At 48.7% G+C, this 17050-nt stretch carries 17 protein-coding genes, 1 tRNA gene and 8 pseudogenes; 14 read left to right on the top strand and 12 right to left on the bottom strand.

Features of this window, described 5'->3' with window-relative positions; all coding sequences use genetic code 11:
- Window positions 1-68: 68 nt before the first annotated feature.
- Window positions 69-1406, bottom strand: coding sequence for a 2-hydroxycarboxylate transporter family protein (locus RCF31_RS23945; protein WP_416413824.1), 1338 nt, complete (start codon window positions 1404-1406; stop codon window positions 69-71).
- Between the two features lie 439 nt (window positions 1407-1845).
- Here RCF31_RS23945 and RCF31_RS23940 point away from each other — a divergent pair.
- From RCF31_RS23940 to RCF31_RS23925, 4 genes and pseudogenes are all read left to right on the top strand, one after another.
- A pseudogene (locus RCF31_RS23940) lies at window positions 1846-2788 on the top strand (AEC family transporter).
- Window positions 2789-2867: 79 nt separating this feature from the next.
- Window positions 2868-4553: an NAD-dependent malic enzyme gene (locus RCF31_RS23935; RefSeq protein ID WP_416413823.1), complete on the top strand. Its 1686-nt coding sequence runs from the start codon at window positions 2868-2870 to the stop codon at window positions 4551-4553.
- A gap of 75 nt (window positions 4554-4628) precedes the next feature.
- Window positions 4629-4856 (top strand): hypothetical protein, encoded by a 228-nt coding sequence (locus RCF31_RS23930; protein ID WP_416413822.1) that lies wholly within the window; start codon window positions 4629-4631, stop codon window positions 4854-4856.
- Window positions 4857-5129: 273 nt separating this feature from the next.
- Complete coding sequence (locus tag RCF31_RS23925; RefSeq protein ID WP_416413821.1) at window positions 5130-5375, top strand: DNA polymerase III subunit theta; 246 nt, start codon at window positions 5130-5132, stop codon at window positions 5373-5375.
- On the opposite strand, the gene RCF31_RS23920 is transcribed toward RCF31_RS23925, so the two are convergent.
- From RCF31_RS23920 to RCF31_RS23910, 3 genes are all read right to left on the bottom strand, one after another.
- Window positions 5271-5624, bottom strand: a complete 354-nt coding sequence (locus tag RCF31_RS23920) for a hypothetical protein (protein WP_416414176.1) — start codon at window positions 5622-5624, stop codon at window positions 5271-5273. The genes RCF31_RS23925 and RCF31_RS23920 overlap by 105 nt on opposite strands.
- 103 nt (window positions 5625-5727) lie before the next feature.
- A complete protein-coding gene (locus RCF31_RS23915) occupies window positions 5728-6084 on the bottom strand; it encodes a type II TA system antitoxin MqsA family protein (protein WP_416413820.1) in 357 nt (118 codons plus the stop codon).
- A 26-nt stretch (window positions 6085-6110) separates the two neighbouring features.
- Window positions 6111-6350, bottom strand: coding sequence for a type II toxin-antitoxin system MqsR family toxin (locus RCF31_RS23910; RefSeq protein WP_416413819.1), 240 nt, complete (start codon window positions 6348-6350; stop codon window positions 6111-6113).
- Between RCF31_RS23910 and RCF31_RS23905 the strand changes: the two are divergent.
- Window positions 6256-6618: pseudogene (locus tag RCF31_RS23905) on the top strand (hypothetical protein); the annotation flags it as partial. The gene RCF31_RS23910 and the pseudogene RCF31_RS23905 overlap by 95 nt on opposite strands.
- Window positions 6619-6745: 127 nt before the next feature.
- On the opposite strand, the gene RCF31_RS23900 reads toward RCF31_RS23905, so the two are convergent.
- From RCF31_RS23900 to RCF31_RS23870, 7 genes and pseudogenes are all read right to left on the bottom strand, one after another.
- Entirely contained in the window at window positions 6746-6955 is a 210-nt protein-coding gene (locus RCF31_RS23900) for a DUF3606 domain-containing protein (RefSeq protein ID WP_416413818.1), read from the bottom strand.
- Window positions 6956-7727: 772 nt separating this feature from the next.
- The gene (locus tag RCF31_RS23895; protein WP_416413817.1) at window positions 7728-7955 is read right to left on the bottom strand and encodes a YgdI/YgdR family lipoprotein; all 228 of its coding nucleotides are present in this window, start codon (window positions 7953-7955) and stop codon (window positions 7728-7730) included.
- 21 nt (window positions 7956-7976) lie between these two features.
- Window positions 7977-8210 carry a YgdI/YgdR family lipoprotein gene (locus RCF31_RS23890; protein WP_416413816.1) on the bottom strand — a complete coding sequence of 78 codons (234 nt, stop codon included), beginning with the start codon at window positions 8208-8210 and terminating at the stop codon, window positions 7977-7979.
- A gap of 401 nt (window positions 8211-8611) precedes the next feature.
- A pseudogene (locus RCF31_RS23885) lies at window positions 8612-8906 on the bottom strand (integrase core domain-containing protein); the annotation flags it as partial.
- Window positions 8907-8928: 22 nt separating this feature from the next.
- Window positions 8929-10010, bottom strand: a pseudogene (locus RCF31_RS23880) (IS110 family transposase); the annotation flags it as partial.
- A gap of 327 nt (window positions 10011-10337) precedes the next feature.
- A pseudogene (locus tag RCF31_RS23875) lies at window positions 10338-10663 on the bottom strand (DDE-type integrase/transposase/recombinase); the annotation flags it as partial.
- A 63-nt stretch (window positions 10664-10726) separates the two neighbouring features.
- Window positions 10727-11112 (bottom strand): annotated as a pseudogene (locus tag RCF31_RS23870) (transposase); the annotation flags it as partial.
- A 61-nt stretch (window positions 11113-11173) separates the two neighbouring features.
- Here RCF31_RS23870 and RCF31_RS23865 point away from each other — a divergent pair.
- From RCF31_RS23865 to RCF31_RS23845, 5 genes are all read left to right on the top strand, one after another.
- Window positions 11174-11407: a dATP/dGTP pyrophosphohydrolase domain-containing protein gene (locus RCF31_RS23865; protein ID WP_416413815.1), complete on the top strand. Its 234-nt coding sequence runs from the start codon at window positions 11174-11176 to the stop codon at window positions 11405-11407.
- A gap of 307 nt (window positions 11408-11714) precedes the next feature.
- A complete protein-coding gene (locus RCF31_RS23860; RefSeq protein WP_416413814.1) occupies window positions 11715-11948 on the top strand; it encodes a hypothetical protein in 234 nt (77 codons plus the stop codon).
- 391 nt (window positions 11949-12339) lie between these two features.
- Window positions 12340-12522: an ORF6N domain-containing protein gene (locus RCF31_RS23855; RefSeq protein WP_416413813.1), complete on the top strand. Its 183-nt coding sequence runs from the start codon at window positions 12340-12342 to the stop codon at window positions 12520-12522.
- 369 nt (window positions 12523-12891) lie between these two features.
- Window positions 12892-12966 (top strand) — tRNA-Ala (locus tag RCF31_RS23850).
- A gap of 1011 nt (window positions 12967-13977) precedes the next feature.
- Complete coding sequence (locus RCF31_RS23845; RefSeq protein WP_416413812.1) at window positions 13978-14103, top strand: hypothetical protein; 126 nt, start codon at window positions 13978-13980, stop codon at window positions 14101-14103.
- A gap of 556 nt (window positions 14104-14659) precedes the next feature.
- On the opposite strand, the pseudogene RCF31_RS23840 reads toward RCF31_RS23845, so the two are convergent.
- Window positions 14660-14868, bottom strand: a pseudogene (locus tag RCF31_RS23840) (integrase core domain-containing protein); the annotation flags it as partial.
- Here RCF31_RS23840 and RCF31_RS23835 point away from each other — a divergent pair.
- The 4 genes and pseudogenes from RCF31_RS23835 to RCF31_RS23820 all read left to right on the top strand — a co-directional run.
- Window positions 14868-15308: pseudogene (locus tag RCF31_RS23835) on the top strand (glycoside hydrolase family 19 protein); the annotation flags it as partial. The pseudogenes RCF31_RS23840 and RCF31_RS23835 overlap by 1 nt on opposite strands.
- Window positions 15309-15512: 204 nt before the next feature.
- Complete coding sequence (locus RCF31_RS23830; protein WP_416413811.1) at window positions 15513-15905, top strand: hypothetical protein; 393 nt, start codon at window positions 15513-15515, stop codon at window positions 15903-15905.
- A 144-nt stretch (window positions 15906-16049) separates the two neighbouring features.
- Entirely contained in the window at window positions 16050-16229 is a 180-nt protein-coding gene (locus RCF31_RS23825) for a DUF1378 family protein (RefSeq protein ID WP_416413810.1), read from the top strand.
- A gap of 160 nt (window positions 16230-16389) precedes the next feature.
- Window positions 16390-16611, top strand: a complete 222-nt coding sequence (locus RCF31_RS23820) for a hypothetical protein (RefSeq protein ID WP_416413809.1) — start codon at window positions 16390-16392, stop codon at window positions 16609-16611.
- Window positions 16612-17050: the final 439 nt, after the last annotated feature.

The raw sequence follows: 17050 nt of genomic DNA, 5'->3' as shown, positions 1-17050 counted from the left end.
CAGGCAAGCTTCCACTCACAAAATGTCCCGCAGGCCGGTTCAACGAACTGAACCGGCCTGGTCCTGCATTAAACTATCCAGCTAAGCAGCAATGTTGCGGCAATCACCGTTGATGCGCCTCCAATGCGGGTGGCAATTTGTGCGAAGGGCATCAATGCCATTCTGTTGGATGCCGAGAGGATTGCCACATCCCCCGTACCGCCCAGGCCACTATGACAGCTTGTCACGATAGCCGCCTCGACCGGATACATATTTAACTTTGTGGCAATGAGATAGCCGCTGAGCGCCATGGCAATGACGATCGATCCGCACACAATAACGTAGCCAACAGAGAACACCGCGACCACGCTTTCCAGTGGAACATAAAGCATGCCGAGTCCAATCATCAGTGGCCAGACTAATACCGCGGAGACAAATTTATAACAGCTGCTCGCGCCCTGCTCCATGGATTTTGGGATCACCTGTGCGTACTTGCACAATACGGCAATCAGGATCATCAGAACCGGACCAGGAATATGCACGAGTTTTTCAAATAACCCGCCGACGATAAAAAATGTGCATATCATCAACAACCCACCGCCCATGAGTTGAAAGTCGGTGCGCTGCGCCTCCTGCGTCTGTGCGAAGACACAGTTATCCTCATCACTGCGGATCAGCATACCGTTGCCGGTCAGGGAAGGACGGCGCATTCCTATACGCGCCAGCACGCCAGCGCAGATAATGGCAAAGATATTGCCCACCACTGCTGCGGGTGCCAGTTGGGCAACATAAACATCCGGGGTTTGCCCGAGAATTGCGGAATAGGCCAGTGACAGCGGTAATATACCTTCACCGATGCCACCGGCGATAATGGGCACGATGATAAAGAAAAAGGTGTGATACGGTGAGTAGTCAAATAATGTTCCTACCAGCAGCCCGGAGAGCACCGAGATCACAGTACCGGTTACCAATGGTACAAACATTCGGATCATGCCCTGAATCAGGATCACCCGATTCATGCCGAGAATGCTGCCTACGACCAGACAGGCAATGACAAAATAAAGCAGGTTGGCTTCCTTCATCAGCAGATGGACGGTTGCTAACGTATGCGCTTCAAATAGGCCAAAATAGACCAGTACAGAGGGCACCATCAGGCACAATATTGCTGGCCCACCGACGTCTTTCAGCACCGGCAACATACGGCCTATTTTGGCAAAGGCAAAACCAAGCGTCATGATCACCGCCAGGCCGCCAATCATGTTTTTCGGTAATAAACCCGCGATAGCTGAAATGGTGACAATCGAAGCGATACCGATAAACAGCAGCAAGGGTACAGCTCCGACTTCAAGTCCGTGCAAGCGCGAAAAAAAAAGTTGTCCGCCCGTAGGGGATGCGTCAGCAGAGGAAGAGAGAGGATTATCTTTCATTATTTCACCTGATTTCTATATTAACAGTGGGTCAGGAATAACCGCTGGGTTATTCGTAACGTAACGGAATAAAACCCTTGAAAAAAAGCTAACAAAAATAAATATTACCACCAAGAAGTTATGATTGAATAAATAACATAACCTTCGGGCTGTAAAGTTAGTAATGGTTACTGCTTGTTGAATTTGTGAGTGCCGTGGCAATTCACATTTAAATAACTTAAATAGGCCATTAGTAAATAAAATAATTGCGCAGACATATACATTGGATGCTTCTAATGAAAATACAAACTTAGAACTTCAATCTTTCCATTTAACTAAAGTATTTCTTTTGAAGCTAATTAAAGCATACGAAGTGTGATTCGTATCACCTTTGGAAGAAAATACGATTGATAAAGTTCTGCCTGAAAACTATCTCATTAAAACAAAAACAGGATATTTTATGCCTTCACTACTCTTACAATCTTTATTCCCTTTAGTATTTATCATGTTACTAGGGTGGCTAAGTGGAAAATTAGGGTATACGCACCGTAAGGATGCCACTGTGTTAGCGACGGTGGTGATTCGTTTTGCATTACCATTTCATCTTTTTATCGGGGCAATGAACACCAACCCGGACAAAATCAAAAACTTCTCGTTTATGGCTGTGCTGGTTATAGGTCTTATGGGCTCTTATTTACTGACACTGATCCTGTCGCGTTACGTTTTTCGTCATGATATCAAGACCGGTGCAATACAGTCTTTGGTTTGCGCTTTTCCTGATATGGCCTATTTTGGCGCGCCGGTACTAGCCGTGCTGATTGGGCCAGAAGGATTTTTAGGGGTGCTAATTGGAAATTTAGTCACCAGCGTATTAATGATTCCGTTGACCATTATCTTAATCCGCATGGGCGATAAAGATACCGACAGTGAAACGCTACATCCGGGCAAACTGATTATGCAGAATTTATTGCGGGCGGTGCGTAACCCGATTGTCTGGATCCCTGTATCCGGTGTAGTGCTGAGTCTGGCTGGTGTGCAGTTACCGCATCTGTTGAGTGCGCCGATTGAGATGGTTGGCAAAATTTCCGGTGGTCTGTCGCTGTTTGCACTCGGTCTGCTGTTTTACGGGTGAGCGTCCGTCGCTGAATCTCCAGACCTTTACCAATATCAGCATCAAAAATCTGATCCAACCCGCCATGATGGCAGCAGCCGGGCTGGCATTTGGCCTGAGCCACACATTAATGCAGCAGGTAGTGATTATTGGTGCCACACCTTCTGCTATCGCTGCGGGAATGTTTGCCCTGCGCAGCGACACCTATATCGAATCTGCATCTTCTTCCATTCTTATTGGCACTGCGATCGGCGTATTAACTGAGGGCGTGATGATCTATTTGATTTCTTGATCCTGTTTTCTATTATCCCCGATATATCGGGATCCGTGTCGTTATTATTCAGTTTATTATCCAGTCAGGAGTAGCAATAATGTTACGCAAAGAAACGCTTTATACGCCTTATAATGGTGCCGTGTTACTGGAGAACCCGTTACTTAATAAAGGCCTTGCATTCACTGATGACGAACGTCTGGCCTTTAATCTGTATGGATTATTACCGCATAACGTCGAAACCATTGAAGAACAAACAGAACGCGCATGGCAACAATTTTGTCACTTCAAAAAAGACATCTCCCGCCATGTTTACTTACGCAACATTCAGGACACCAACGAGACGCTTTTTTATAATCTTCTGCGTTGTCATATGCAGGAAACCTTGCCGATTATCTACACCCCAACGGTTGGCGAAGCCTGTGAGCATTTTTCTGATATTTATCGCCGCGCCAGAGGATTATTTATCTCATGGCCGGATCGGGACCGCATCGATGAAATGCTGCAAAATTTTTCACGGAATGATATTCGCGTGATTGTGGTTACCGATGGAGAACGCATTCTCGGTCTCGGCGACCAGGGCATCGGAGGGATGGGAATCCCGATTGGAAAACTTTCGTTATATACCGCTTGCGGCGGAATTGACCCGGCATCGACGCTGCCAATCATGCTGGATGTGGGTACCAATAACAGTCAGCATCTTGAAAATCCGCTGTATATGGGGTGGCGTCATCCGCGAATCAGTGACGATGACTATATCGAATTTATGGATATGTTCATTGAAGCCATCAAAGCGCGCTGGCCAAATGTACTCCTGCAATTTGAAGATTTTGCCCAGAAAAATGCAACTAAACTTCTGAACCGTTACCGCCACCAGTTGTGCTGCTTTAATGATGATATTCAGGGAACGGCTGCGGTCACCACCGGCACGTTGATTGCCGCCTCTCAGGCGGCGGGAATGCGCTTACGCGATCTGCGCGTAGTTTTCCTCGGCAGCGGCTCCGCCGGATGTGGCATCGCGGAGAAAATCATTGCCTTGATGGTCGACGACGGTCTGACCTCGAATGAAGCACACAATAACATTTTCATGATCGATCGCTTTGGTCTGTTGACCGATGACATGCCTAATTTACTAGATTTCCAGAAAAAAATGGTCTCGCCCCGTCGTCTTATCACTAACTGGGAGACCGATTCAGAGCATATTTCTCTGCTGGACGTGGTGCGCAATATCCATCCCAACGTACTAATCGGCGTTTCCGGGCAACCTGGTCTTTTCAGCGAAGAAATCGTGAAAGAGATGCATCGTCACTGTTCCCGTCCCATTATCATGCCGTTGTCGAACCCGACTTCACGCGCTGAAGCCCGGCCCCGTGATCTGATTGAATGGACGCAGGGAGCTGCGCTTATTGCAACGGGAAGCCCTTTTGAGCCGGTTTTTTATCAGGACGAATCGTACGAAATAGCCCAGTGCAACAATGCGTATATTTTTCCGGGGTTAGGTCTGGGTGTACTGGCAGGTAAGTTAACTCGCGTCACAGACACCATGCTGAGCGTGGCCAGCAAAGCCCTTTCCGCGTTCTCCCCGCTGGCGAATACAGAGAAAGGGGGGCTGCTGCCGCCAGTCGATATCATTGAAACCGTATCGAAAACCATCGCCCTGCAGGTAGCCTGTGCGGGTCAGCAGGAGGGCGTTGGTCCGGTGATGAGTGAAGAGGAATTAAAAACACGCCTCGAAAATATCTACTGGGATACGCGCTATAAAGCGTACAAACGCGCATCCTTCTGATAATCAGCACGGCAGAGCGAGCCATACTCTGCCGCGCATTAATGAAGGCCAGCATGATAAAACTACGGTGCCGGAATGGTCACGGCCAGCCGCATTAAAACAGATACGGTGAGGAGTAAAATCCATTACGCACGCCATATTTTGCATGATAAAGCGACTGTATTTCAGGGTTATGCGGGTGATCTTAATGAGCTCGCAATATTAGGTGCGGCTTCTCTGGCTGCATCACTTTCTCAAAAACTTAACCTCCCTGTTAGTACTATAGGTACCCCTGCAGTTATAAAAGGTATCTCCTCAGGTTGAACCGTACCAGTTTTGTTGGAGAGAGTTAAGTCAGGGAACTCAGGTTGCCAGAGCCTTTTCCCCTATGGAAGCGTGATACGCTTTTTCTGTTTCGAGGAAATAAAGGAGGTCAGCAATCCATGATGTTCGCCATAGAACAGCTGCGTGGGGAGCCCCGACGAAGTTCCGGTGTGAAAACGGTCATCAGCAGCTGCTGAACTTCGTAAATCTTTCGCACATAGACACCTTCTGCAGTAAAGATAGCGGGGTATACCGACGTCAGGAGGATTTATCATGTCACACAATTTAGCCGCACGAAGTCCGGAAGAACGCACGAAGGTAAACGTGGATCTGGCCGCTTCAGGCGTGGCGTACAAAAAGCGTCTTAATCAGCCCGTTATCCCTCCTGAGGTTGAAAGGCAGCAGCCGGAGTCGCTACGTAATTACTTCAGGGAGCGCCTGCAGCATTACAGAAATCTGGCTCTGCAGTTTCTTTGCGGGACCGATTCGGTTTATCAGAAAGAACCAAAAGGTGAATGACCGGATGGGGATGTTTTGTGGGGCAGTCATGTACAGGACCCTCCTTTCAAGGGGATATTTTACTTCTGATGAGATGACGTAGGCGATCCCTGCATCAGTCCGATCATCCACAGGCCTGTCAAAAAATGCCGCCATAACGATCGCGACAGTCAGCTCTGTCATCTGGTTTTTTTCAATCCAGGCAGTAATCAACTGAGCACCGCCATCCAGCAGCGTGCGTAATTCTGCCAGCAAACAGGACGACAGCATTTGAGCGCCTCCGTCCAGTAATTCTGTCAGGTGACTGGCAATGGTTTCATTATTCCTGTTGAATCAGTGGCGAATTTTTGCAAGAACCTCGTGATATCATCCATCAGCCCCGCTTGTATTCGTCGAGTAGCTCCGGCTGCTTGTCAAATAAGTGGAACAGTTTTACCAGCATAAAAGGCAGCGAGAGAGGGCCGGTCTCATAGCGGCCGAAGGCGTTGGCGCCGCCATCGAACCATTCCGCTGCCTGGTGCTGGCTCAGGTTCAGACGCTTACGGACCGTGGCGAAACACTTCGCGTCCACTTCACGGTTAAATTCGGTCGTGGCGGTTAAAAAACGGGCCGCGTCAGCATCGTCTAAAATACCTTCTCCACACGCATCGCAGAAATGACCGCTGAGGTTGCGGATGGTGGTTTGTTTTCCTTTGTACTCATACTGCATGTCGCGCGATTCATATTTCATTTTCGCGCCGTTACAGATTGGGCATTTTATAAATCACCCGGTTTAAAAGACATGATCAACACGCCGTCGGTCACGATAAACTCTAGATAAATTTGCTTTCCATGATAGTCCGGGCGGTAAACCTCATGCCAGTTCGTATGGTCATCATAGGCCGTCATGCTTTTAAAAAAATCGTCCGTGGCCCGCGGGCGGATCGATAGACTGACACAGCAGTTGGCGGCTGACGACGCGTCGGTTATGGCCGAGCGACACCGGCTTGAGGTCATCCTCATTACCGCGCTGCTGGACGCGGTGGAGGCCATCCGCGACAACGCGGTTATTCTGCACCGCGAGACCAGCTATATTGCTACCGGCAACGCTGACCTGTCTGACCGGACCTCTACTCATGCCGCCGTGCTGGAGCAGACCACGGCCAGCATGGAGGAAATCACCGCCATCTACAACACGGAGAACGCCCGTGAGGCGCGAGAGCTGGCGGGCCGCACAACCGGCACCACGCAGCGGGGAGCCGAGCTGGTGCCGCAGGTCTCCGCCACAGCGGGCAGACGACCGCTCTGGGCGGAGCGATCACCCGTTTTACTCTGCCTCCCCTTCAGTTCCCGGGCGGCAGGTGAATCCCCGGCGACCCGTCACCTGACGGCGACTGGGTGGCCTTTGGGCATCAGTAGCGTGTAGGGCGCGGTGGCGGGTTTTTCTCCAACCACAAGCGCACGCGGTCGGTTTCCGGGCCCGCTTCCCGCACGGCCCGGGTCAAGCGTTCCTGGGTCGTACGCAGCTCCAGCGTCCAGAACGTGATTTGCCACTGTTCCCGGATATCTATGCGGCTGAGGTCAACGGGTACCCGCCGCTGAATATAATCACGGTTTTTCATCAGGTTATCCTTTTTATCGGTACAGAGATGGCGGCATAATAAACACTGCTGCCGTCAGGCCCTACCTATCCTGGCGGATAATCAGACAGAAAATACCGGAATAATCTCTCTGTCAGGATTTCGTTGAGAAAGAAGATGATTCCTAGGGGGGAAGGGGAATTAAAGCTTTCTCGCGGATTGAATAATGCGAAGTGGCGGGATGGTTTGTTCATTGCGGCCAGAGGTTCATCAGTGAGTGACCTGGTTGCACGCGTTGCATTACGAAATAAACTTAAGATTATGTAATGATTAATTTATCACCCGCTACGCGCTCTGCGTTATTTTTCATCCTGTCGTGCCGGACCGGTAAGTCAACTGCTTTGACCTATTGATGAATTATTGCGCCAGTATGCGCTGATGCCGAGCAAGGTTCGCACCGATGATATCCCGGAGCCTGTACATGACCGGGCAGTGGCAAAACCCGCACGGCCTGGTTGTGAGTATACGTGCGCGGCGACAGAAACGCAGGTTCACAGATGCTGCGGAGGTAGGTGAGTGGGATATTATTGTAAATATATGAGACGACGGTATGAAAAATTTATTCATTCGGAGTTCGTTAAATCAGCATCTTTCCGATAATATTAACTGGCCCTGCACTGGGGATCGTCCGTTGTTACCTCCTTGTGAATTAGTATTTTTCTCCATACTCCCATGTGCTGGATCTTTTTTTAGCGGCCCCGGCCAGAAAAAGAAAGGACCGCATGCATTAGCGGCCATTTTGCAGATAAATGAATCAATGCGGTATTTCAGATACTTCTTTGACGTCGGTTTTATTAATCTGCTGTTTAACACCGTTCGCGTCTGTGTAGCCCAACAGGCCCGTGTCCGATTCTTTAGGTTTGCCGTCGCTGACAATCGTTCTGCCGTCGTTGGTGTGAATGGCATAGCTTGTACGCGTGCAGCCAGTCAGAGCGGAAAGGGAAACTACTGCTGCAAATAGTGAAACAAAAACCTTTTTCATGACCAGCTCCTTTTACTTGTATCAGTTGTCGAGTTCGCTCATGTTGGTAATTTTGTCGCGGTTAATTTGCTCGGTTCTGCCGGTCGTGGCATCTTTGTAGGATACCAGCCCCGTATCACTGTCAACCTTGGGTTTACCGTCCGTTACGATGGTACGCCCGTCCGTGGTCTTGATGGCTTTGTTTGAAGAGCACCCGGTGACAGTGAGTATCATCAGAGCGGCCATGAAAGTAACTGATAACGTCATTTTGTTCATAACAGACCTTTTAGAAATAACAGTTATTCGGGGGTAACCTACTAAGTATAGAAGCGTTTTTCACGATCTGCTCAGGCACCGGACTACTCTCTGCAATCAATATCAGTAGAACTCTTATGTTAAAAGTGTGATGCCTGGCAAGTTCGGTGAAGATTCATTGGTGGCTGCGCCTATGGGCCTGCAGAGGAGCACCATAACTATAAATGTGCCTCGCCTGCTGCTATATGTGATTGTTGCCCTCGGTGCGGGAGCCACTTTTCCACCGAAGGTAATACCATTGCAGAATCCTGAGAGCGTACCGCGTTTGCTGCCGGACGTTCGTGCAGGCAGAAAGCTTCATACCATTCGGTGACGGGAACACGAAATCGTCCCGGGCCCTATGCTTTACGTGAGCCTAGTGGTCAACAAAAACTGGCCACCGCTTTAGAGTTTTTCCAGTATCGACTTTCCGATTCATTTGGCGGTAATCTGCCGTTATATTAATGCGGGCTAATAACTCACGATGTAATCGGTTATTGCATGAGAGGCTTCACTGAAGTTCATGTACCCCATTACAGTAACCCATCCATTTTTCAGACTCCGGAAGAACCGCTCCATTGGGCTGTTATCCCAGCAGTTCCCACGTCGACTCATGCTCTGCTTGATCCGGCAACACCAAAGTAATTGCCTGAACTGCCGGCTTGTGTAGTGGCCACCCTAGACGCCCTTCTAAGAGTCGAGCCGTTATCGGGATGCTGCTGACCTGCCTGTTTTGAGTACGCAGTAATGTATAAACTTCGCGTGAGATATAACGCTTCAGGCAGCGTATTGCTTCCATTTTTGTATGTCCTTCAGCTACTCGCCTGTCTACATACTTCCTGTTTTTTTCATCAGTTCGTAATCGACCGATGGCGATGATGTGAAGAGCACTATTCTCAGCACGATCTCCGCCCGGTTAAGTCGGTAACGGTTCGTTTTCCCAGAGGAGACAGGAACTGGGCTGACACCACACAGTGCTGCAAAACCTGATTCTGAGCGTAGTCGTTGGGGATTGTCTCCGGCAGTGATCAGCAACTGCGAAGCGCTTTCGTATCCAATGGCATTACGTTTAATCAGCTCAGGCGCCAGCTCGTCGACAATTGCCGCAATCATGACATCCAGATCAGCGATTTCGTCATGTAACTCGAGATAGCGTCGGGCCAGAGATTTTAATGCAATGCGATAAACGTTCGTAACATTGCGGTATTCACTGGCATCTGGCCTCCAGGATCCCAGTGTTCTGATAAGCTGCATGCGCGTCATATTTCTGAGCAGTTCGTGTAGCTCATCCGGTGCAGAGATAATATGGGAATGAATAATCTGAGGAGCGACTCTGCGGGCTGATATCGCTGTTTTTCGGCAGGTTTTTAGCACCCGCAGAGACTCAATCATGCCATCCCGTGTTTTTGGCGTGACTGTCCGTATTCTTGCGAATGCGGCATGAGCGGCACTCTCTGCATCAATAGTGTCGCTTTTACCACGCTTGCGTCGCTCCATGCGATCGGGTGCCGTTACCTCAAGCACTTCTACTCCGGCTTTGTGTAAGTAACACAGCAGTACTGAGCCGTAAGTGCCTGTGCACTCAACACCAATTCGCTGTACTGAGCCAAAAGTGGCCATCCACGCCAGCATCTGGCGGTAGCCCTGTCGTGTTGTGGAGAAGTATTCCGTCCCGAGGACTTTGTTGTTTTGATTAACCACAGCGGCAACATGCAGCTCTTTATGCGTATCTACACCACCCACAATGGCAGAAGCAGTGGCGTCAGTATTTTCATCATTAATGGCTGGTCACCTGTCAGGACGGCATGATTGAATCCCCTGACTAATAACCCGGACCGGACAGTAACGAGACACGATGTCAGGCCCTTCTTGAGTCACGCGCACAGGTGAGGAGATGCCTCGCATGAAGAAACTTCCGGCAACCGACGAGTCCAGGGCATGACACAAAAGGTCGATCGCTGTGTGAGTCAGGATGCGGGAAGATCTTCACTGCATCAGTATTCACATCAATCTGCTCAGAGAGCAAACAACTCAATGATGAAAACTGACACCGTCATTATTACTATCGCTGTGGAACATCACTCCGGTTGGTTTTCCCCGACACGCCTAGGCCATTTCCAGCTCTCTGATGGTGGGTTTGCTGTTAGGTGAGAATGGCATTGCCCAGCCAACGGGTTTTCTGGCAAACAGATCGAGAACAACGGCAAAATATACCCAGCGTTTTCCTGTCCAGATATAAGTTACGTCGCCGCACCATACTTGGTTGGATCGGTGACCGCGAACTGACGTTCAAGGTGGTTCGGTATAGCGATGTGCTCCTGTCCACCGCGTTTATACCGGTGTAATGGCTGTTTGCAGCTTACAAGTCCCCGCTTTTTCATGAGTTTGCCAGCAAGCCCGCGTCCCATACGGAAGCCTTTAAGCGTTGCCATGACTGATGCAGTGTAAATCCTGCACCTAGCTACGCAGCGCTGTACGCCTGATATCCGGTTATCATGACGACTTTTCCAGTATTTGTAGCTGCTATGGTGAACCCCAAGCACATGGCAGAGTGTCGCCACGGGATAGCGCGCTCTGAGTTTCCCGATTAACGGGAACTGTTCAGGGAGTCTGACATCAAGAGCGCGGTAGCCTTTTTAAGATGTCTTTTTCCATTTCAATACGTTGAAGTTTTTTCTTTAACTCACGTATTTCAATCTGTTCCGGTGTCATTGGCGAAGATTCGGGCGTTTTGCCCTGACGTTCATAACGCAACTGTTTTAACCAGCCGCGTCATGGTAGACAGTCCGATATCCATCGCTTTAGCCGCTTCAGCAATGGTGTAGTTCTGAGCGACAACTAGCTGTGCTGATTCGCGTTTGAACTCTGCACTGAATTTTTTTATTGGGGCACCTGCATTGTTCTGAGGCGAACATATCACCTCTGTTCAGGAGGCCAAATTCAGTGTGCCACTACAAACGTCTAAGTTTAGAGAGAAAATCCGAAAAGAGTATGAGTCTTTTTCCTATGGTGTTTTTGAAGACATTGACGCAGCTTATGTTCTTACAAATTTAGCAAGGGAAGCTTCGAAAACTTCAGGGCTAGTTAATAACCTATCAAAATGGGCTGGGCTACAATTCCTGCTATGGGACGCTCAGATGCGAGTAGGCATATCATATGAAGAACATAACTCAGGTTGAAGCTTAGGGATGATATTGCGTGTCAGCGTCCAGAACTCAGAGACGAGTGAGCATTCGGTCTGCTCAAGAACGAAGGTCTCCCGCTGTTTTTTAAGATACGAAGCATTGGTTTCATGAAAATCGTGCGATGTCAACCTGCTAAAAATGGGGGTTCATTGTCCTTAAGAAATAATTACTATTCCAGCTAGCGTTGTCACTAAGTTAGACACATTTGCATCGCAAGGAAGTGTACTTATACGTTCTAAGTTTAGGGCCGAACTCAGGGTGAATCGATACTATGGGCATGTCAGAGGAAAAGTACAATACGATGCGTCGTATGAAAAACGGTGCAGAATACAATTTGCGTGGGGATAAAGTTGTAGGAATAGAAGTAAGAAAAGGTCCCAAATACGATAATCGGAAAGTTGTTAATTGTCGTAGCTTGCCACCATTAATACGCGAAGGATTAATTGATTTTGAACGTTATCCAAGTGACATGACTCGCTATTACAGAGTCAGACTTACAGATGAAGGAGAGAAACTTCTAAAGAAAGGAGTGTAAAGCTCCTTACACCTGAGGTTATCGCACTAGATAATTGGATCTTGCAGAAAAGTAATTGATTGTCGATTAGCGCCTTCAGGCGCTTTTTCTGTTGTATCAATTTTTTTGAAGAGTGTATATCCGCAGGAAATCAGAAAACCAGAGGGTGGTTTCTTAAGTTATGACATGAACGTAGCGGGGTGATGTTATTGATTGTCATGGACGAAATGATGGATTTTCCGGTGGTCATTTACAGATGATGGAGCGGGACCGGATAACAAAGAAGTGGCATGGAAAATCAAAATGGCTAATCAGGCCACGGGTATTATTGCGCCTGCAGCCAATGCGGTAATTCTTTCATCAAACGCTTCATTAAGCGTTCCTTTCATTATGTACTGTGATCACCACTGAGATGCATGCCAAAGGCTATGGCACTTCGTCTATTCGAATTCAGCAGAACCACACCCGCAATGAACACGGGTTTGAGGAAGACAAGCATTTCTTCAAAGTTACGGGTAAGGAGCTGAAATTTAGACGACCTTCTTTCAGAGGTTTGATTAATAAATATATAATATTGCTGATTCTCTGGAGCTAGCGATGTGCATCCCGCCATGCCAAGATTCAGGAAACCTATCAGGCCTGGGAGTTCTACAAGCAGCTGGAAGACACTTATTTCCGCTTGCGAGAAGTTTACGGTGTTATGCTTCCCGATATTTCAGACACGATACAGTTGGCCCGCGCATGAGCTGATGCAATGGAAACGGGAATACAGGCCGAAGTGCTGAATCAGCGGCAGGCACAGTATATCGATCATCTTGAAAATCTCCTCTGCGACGGGCTTTCCCTTGTTCAGTTCTGTAAACACCTAATGGCGTTAACGTCAGTATGGTGAGTGCATTCCTTAAGGATTCCAATTGACTCTACGATGACAATCCGAACGGGCGCGGGGTCACTCCATATTTTCGCCGGTTTAGCTCAGTTTGCAGAGCTCCTGAACTGCAATCAGGATATTGTGGGTTCGAAGCCTGCACCGGCACCAGATTAACCCAGCGGCTGACGAGACAGGTAATGACCGCCGATGTGCGTCAGGGTTTTATTTGCTGGGCCAGTTTGATACTTTGTGGCGAATGTGGTGGAATCCCCCCTGTGTGGTGGGGTGTATCGGCGAGGAACTAACCTGTGACGCGACTCAGCGATGCTGTAACTGGGTTACCGTGAAGCACACGGCATCGCAAAATCATCATCTTAAAATTACATAAATCAGATTCACTCCAATCAACACCAATGCGATAGTCTACAAGCAAATTTCATTATCGGAATTGTAGGTCAAATTAAGCACAGTTCTGAAATTATAAAAATTTTAATAAAAGTTTTGGGCTGGTTATGTTCATCCCTCTTAGCGGCGCGGCATACAACCATGTTCCTGAAGATTATTGGCCTGGAGGGTGAAGATGGCTGTACTTCACTCATCGAGATGCACCTGACGTCCTGCACCATTTCAAAACATGTTCAAGCCGTTTGACTGCGGTAAATCTTTCAATTTTGAAAGTAATTTGCTAAAAATTTCGATAATGCGGTGAATCCCACTAGCGTAGGGGCGAACAGTCTTTTGGCTAATGTAGTGACAGTCCATGTATCGCGGGTCTTATGACTGAGAGGCTCACCGGGAGGCACCCGGCACCGCAGCAAATCTTATTCCCGTGCTATGCTAGCACGGCGGTGAATCCCCCTGTGCGGCTGGGCCAGGTCATTCAACATCATATCTGCTTTAAGACAATGTGGGTCAGGTTATGACTTTTCTGGCTCATTGGTAGGCTCCCGGCGTTTCGACACCATTGAATTTATGTTTTCAACCTGCGTGACCGTGATACTTCTTTCAATTTTGATTGTAAATTGGTAAGAATTCGATAATGCGGTGAATCCCCCTATGCGGAGGGGCGCGCAGTCAGGTCACCCTGAAGGGGCAAGCCAACGCGGGTAAAGTGGACTGGCTTTACTCACCGGGAGGCACCCGGCGCCGCAGGATAAACTATCTCAATGGGGAAGTCTTATGACCTACATGCGCTGTTTATTCGACAGTAAAATAGTTGCCTACATCGCTGGAGCAATCGCAGCTGTTTATCTGGGTATGAGCCACATTGAGTCGCTTAAAGAAGCAGAACGGTTTGCTGAATAACTCCTGAATAATCTTTCAAGGCTCGCCTTGGCGGACTTTTTCATTTCTGCATCCTTCGTGCAGTAATTAGGTATCACTGGCTTCAAACCAGATGACGGCGGTTCTAAGCTGGCAGGATGCTCCAGGCTAATCCCTACGGCTGACCTGTCAGGTAGTTATCGCCGAACTGCGTCAGGGTTTTCTTTACTGGTAGGCTTTGATAATTTGTCGGTAATGTGGTGAATCCTCCTATGCGGAGGGGCCTACAGCCAAGCCCTTAAGATTATGGTAGGCGGATAAAAATGGCTGGTTTTATCCACCGGGAGGCACCCTGTACCGCAGTATTATTTGTGATGCTAAAAAAATCCCGCACATCGCAGTAGTCAGAGAATGCGCGGGAGAAAAACGGAAAAATATCACAGGGTTAATCCGCTTCAATAATGACATTCAATTAATTACCTTGCTAATGTTTTAGTGCGTTATTTTTAACATCCACTTCACATGAAAGGCTCGATTTGGCGGCCCTATTTTATTTCCGTGACGACCAGTCCTGATATAGGTTGACACCTTTTCAGGTTTAAAACCCCTGATGCAGTGCATCAGGGGTTTTGTATTTTAGTGACAGATGAGGACGTTCGCTGTTGTAGCACTGTACCGACTCATCCACCATTTTTTCACCTCTTTCATATCTGCTGTCCGGCTCAGCACGAACTCCGTCTTCAGGATACCGTTCAACCGTTCCGCCAGCGCATTCTGTTAACAGTCATACCCATCTGTCATCGGGCATTGCCGGACTGGCGGGATTTGTGAGCGGAGGGCGAATTACGCAGGACCAGGCCACTGCACTCGGTCGCCGTCCCGGTGAGCCACCCCTCCCGCTGGTACGCCAGCGAGCAATCGCTAACCTTGTTTACAGCAGGCGCATGGGCAATTACACAGCGGGTGATGGCTGGCTCTATCACGGTCGCGGTCTTATCCAGAGCACCGGCCTGACGAATTACCGCAACTGTGGCAATGGCCTCAAAGCCGATCTGGTATCGCAGCCTGAACTGCTGGCGCAGGATGAATACGCCGCCCGCAGTACTGCCTGGTTCTATATCACCAGTGGGTGCCTTAAGTACCCAGGTGACCTTGTGCGCGTAACTCAGATTATCAACGGCGGCCAGAACGGCATTGATGATCGGCGCGCCCGTTTCCTGAAGGCTAAATCGGTCCTGGTGGTGTGATATGCGTTTAGTTGATGACTGGAAACGCTGCTGGAGATGGCTCTCCATTCACTGCCTTACGCTGGCCGGTGTCATCCCGGCAACATGGGCAACTCTTCCCGACGACCTCAAATCACATATCCCGGCTGAATACATGGGAACGGTAACGGCAGTTGTCGCCCTGTGTGGGGTCATTGGTCGCTTTGCAGATCAAAGGAAAAGGCCATGACAGCAGAGATTAAAGCGGGGATCGCCGTCGTTCTTCTAATCATGCTGTTCAGCCTGATCGGCGCCGGTGGCTATTTCGGCTACAAATACAAAGGCAACAGCGACCGGGCTGATTCAGCCGAGAAAGCAGAGAAACAGGCCAGCTCGGTAACGGCCAATGTGCTGAAGACAGTCTCCATCATCAACACCATTGTCCAGGTGAACGCAGATGCAAAGCAGAAAACTGACCAGCAATCAGCGGAGTGTATCGTCGTTATTCAGAAAGGCGTTGCTGGCGATGAGTGCGCTAAGCGCCCTGTGTCTGCCGCTGCTGTTGAGCAGTTGCGGGACCACGCGAACCGAATACGTGCAGGCTCCGCCCGTACCACTGCCAGCCAGTCTGCTGATTGACTGCGTAATCCCCGAAATCCCTTACCGGATGACCTGGGGCGACAGCCTCACGCTGTACGAGCAGCTTCTGACCGTGGTAGAGAAGTGCAATCAGGACAAAGCTGCCATCCGTAACATTGAACAATCCAGACAGGAACAAACCAGATGACCTTTTATGAAACTATCATGCTGTGGTTCTCAACCCTCGCGTCCGCACTGTGGCTTATCGCAGGGGGCTGGGTAAAAATTCGCGATTACTTCAAAGCGAAAGCGCAGAAGAAAGCTGATGCCATTGAGGCTGAAGTGCAGACGCGACTGAAAGCTGCGCAGGCAGCAACAGCATAAGCCCCGGCAGCAACGTCAGTTGATGGGCCGGCGGCTGAATTAAAAACCACAGTTTAGTTAACCTACTGAATCAGATTTATATTTTTATGGCAGCTTTTGCCAAAGCATCATGTGGAGTTGTGAATTACACTCATTTTGTTACAGCTATGAGGTAATTGAAATGAAAGGTAATGAATCAGCTTACATTGATGACGCAGGCGAACTGGCTGTTATCGATATTTTTGACTCCGTGAGGCACGTTCCGCTTGCGGAAGTCGATACACCTGAGCAGCTGATTCAGCAACTCCAACTGTTAACATCGGAAAGCAGCTTCAGTCATAAAGCTCTGAATACGGCTTTTGAGATAATGGCTGAAAAGATAGGGCTTGGTGCCGGTTGCTGATTCGGTTGTCGATTTAAACAGTCATCATCACAAGGCGCATTTGCGAGTGCGCCTTCTAATCAGGCACCCGGAACTATGTAAACGCTGTCTCTCGACAATGATTGCTCCTCAGCGGAATGAATACCCGGAGCGATATAATCATCCCTGTATCTGATCACATCGTCCACATTCACAGGTGCAGAACAATCCCGACATTGCATATGAGTCACTGATTCTGACCCTGGTGTGCCAGCTCTGGCGGTAAATCTTGTTGAACCGCAGTTTTTACAGATTAAACGGATGACTGGCATAGTTGATGATTTTTTAGAATTTGAATTGTATTAAGATTATTCCTATTTCATGAGCGTATCCATGGCTTCCGTGTAAGTATTTCGAAAGCATCGTTGTTTTTGTGGTTTCTGGCGTGCGCTGAAAATACATTCCGATTAATCAAGGTTTA

The sequence above is a fragment of the Pantoea sp. App145 genome (genome assembly GCF_047947045.1).
Classification (GTDB): domain Bacteria; phylum Pseudomonadota; class Gammaproteobacteria; order Enterobacterales; family Enterobacteriaceae; genus Pantoea.
This window is presented reverse-complemented; position numbering and strand designations above follow the sequence as displayed.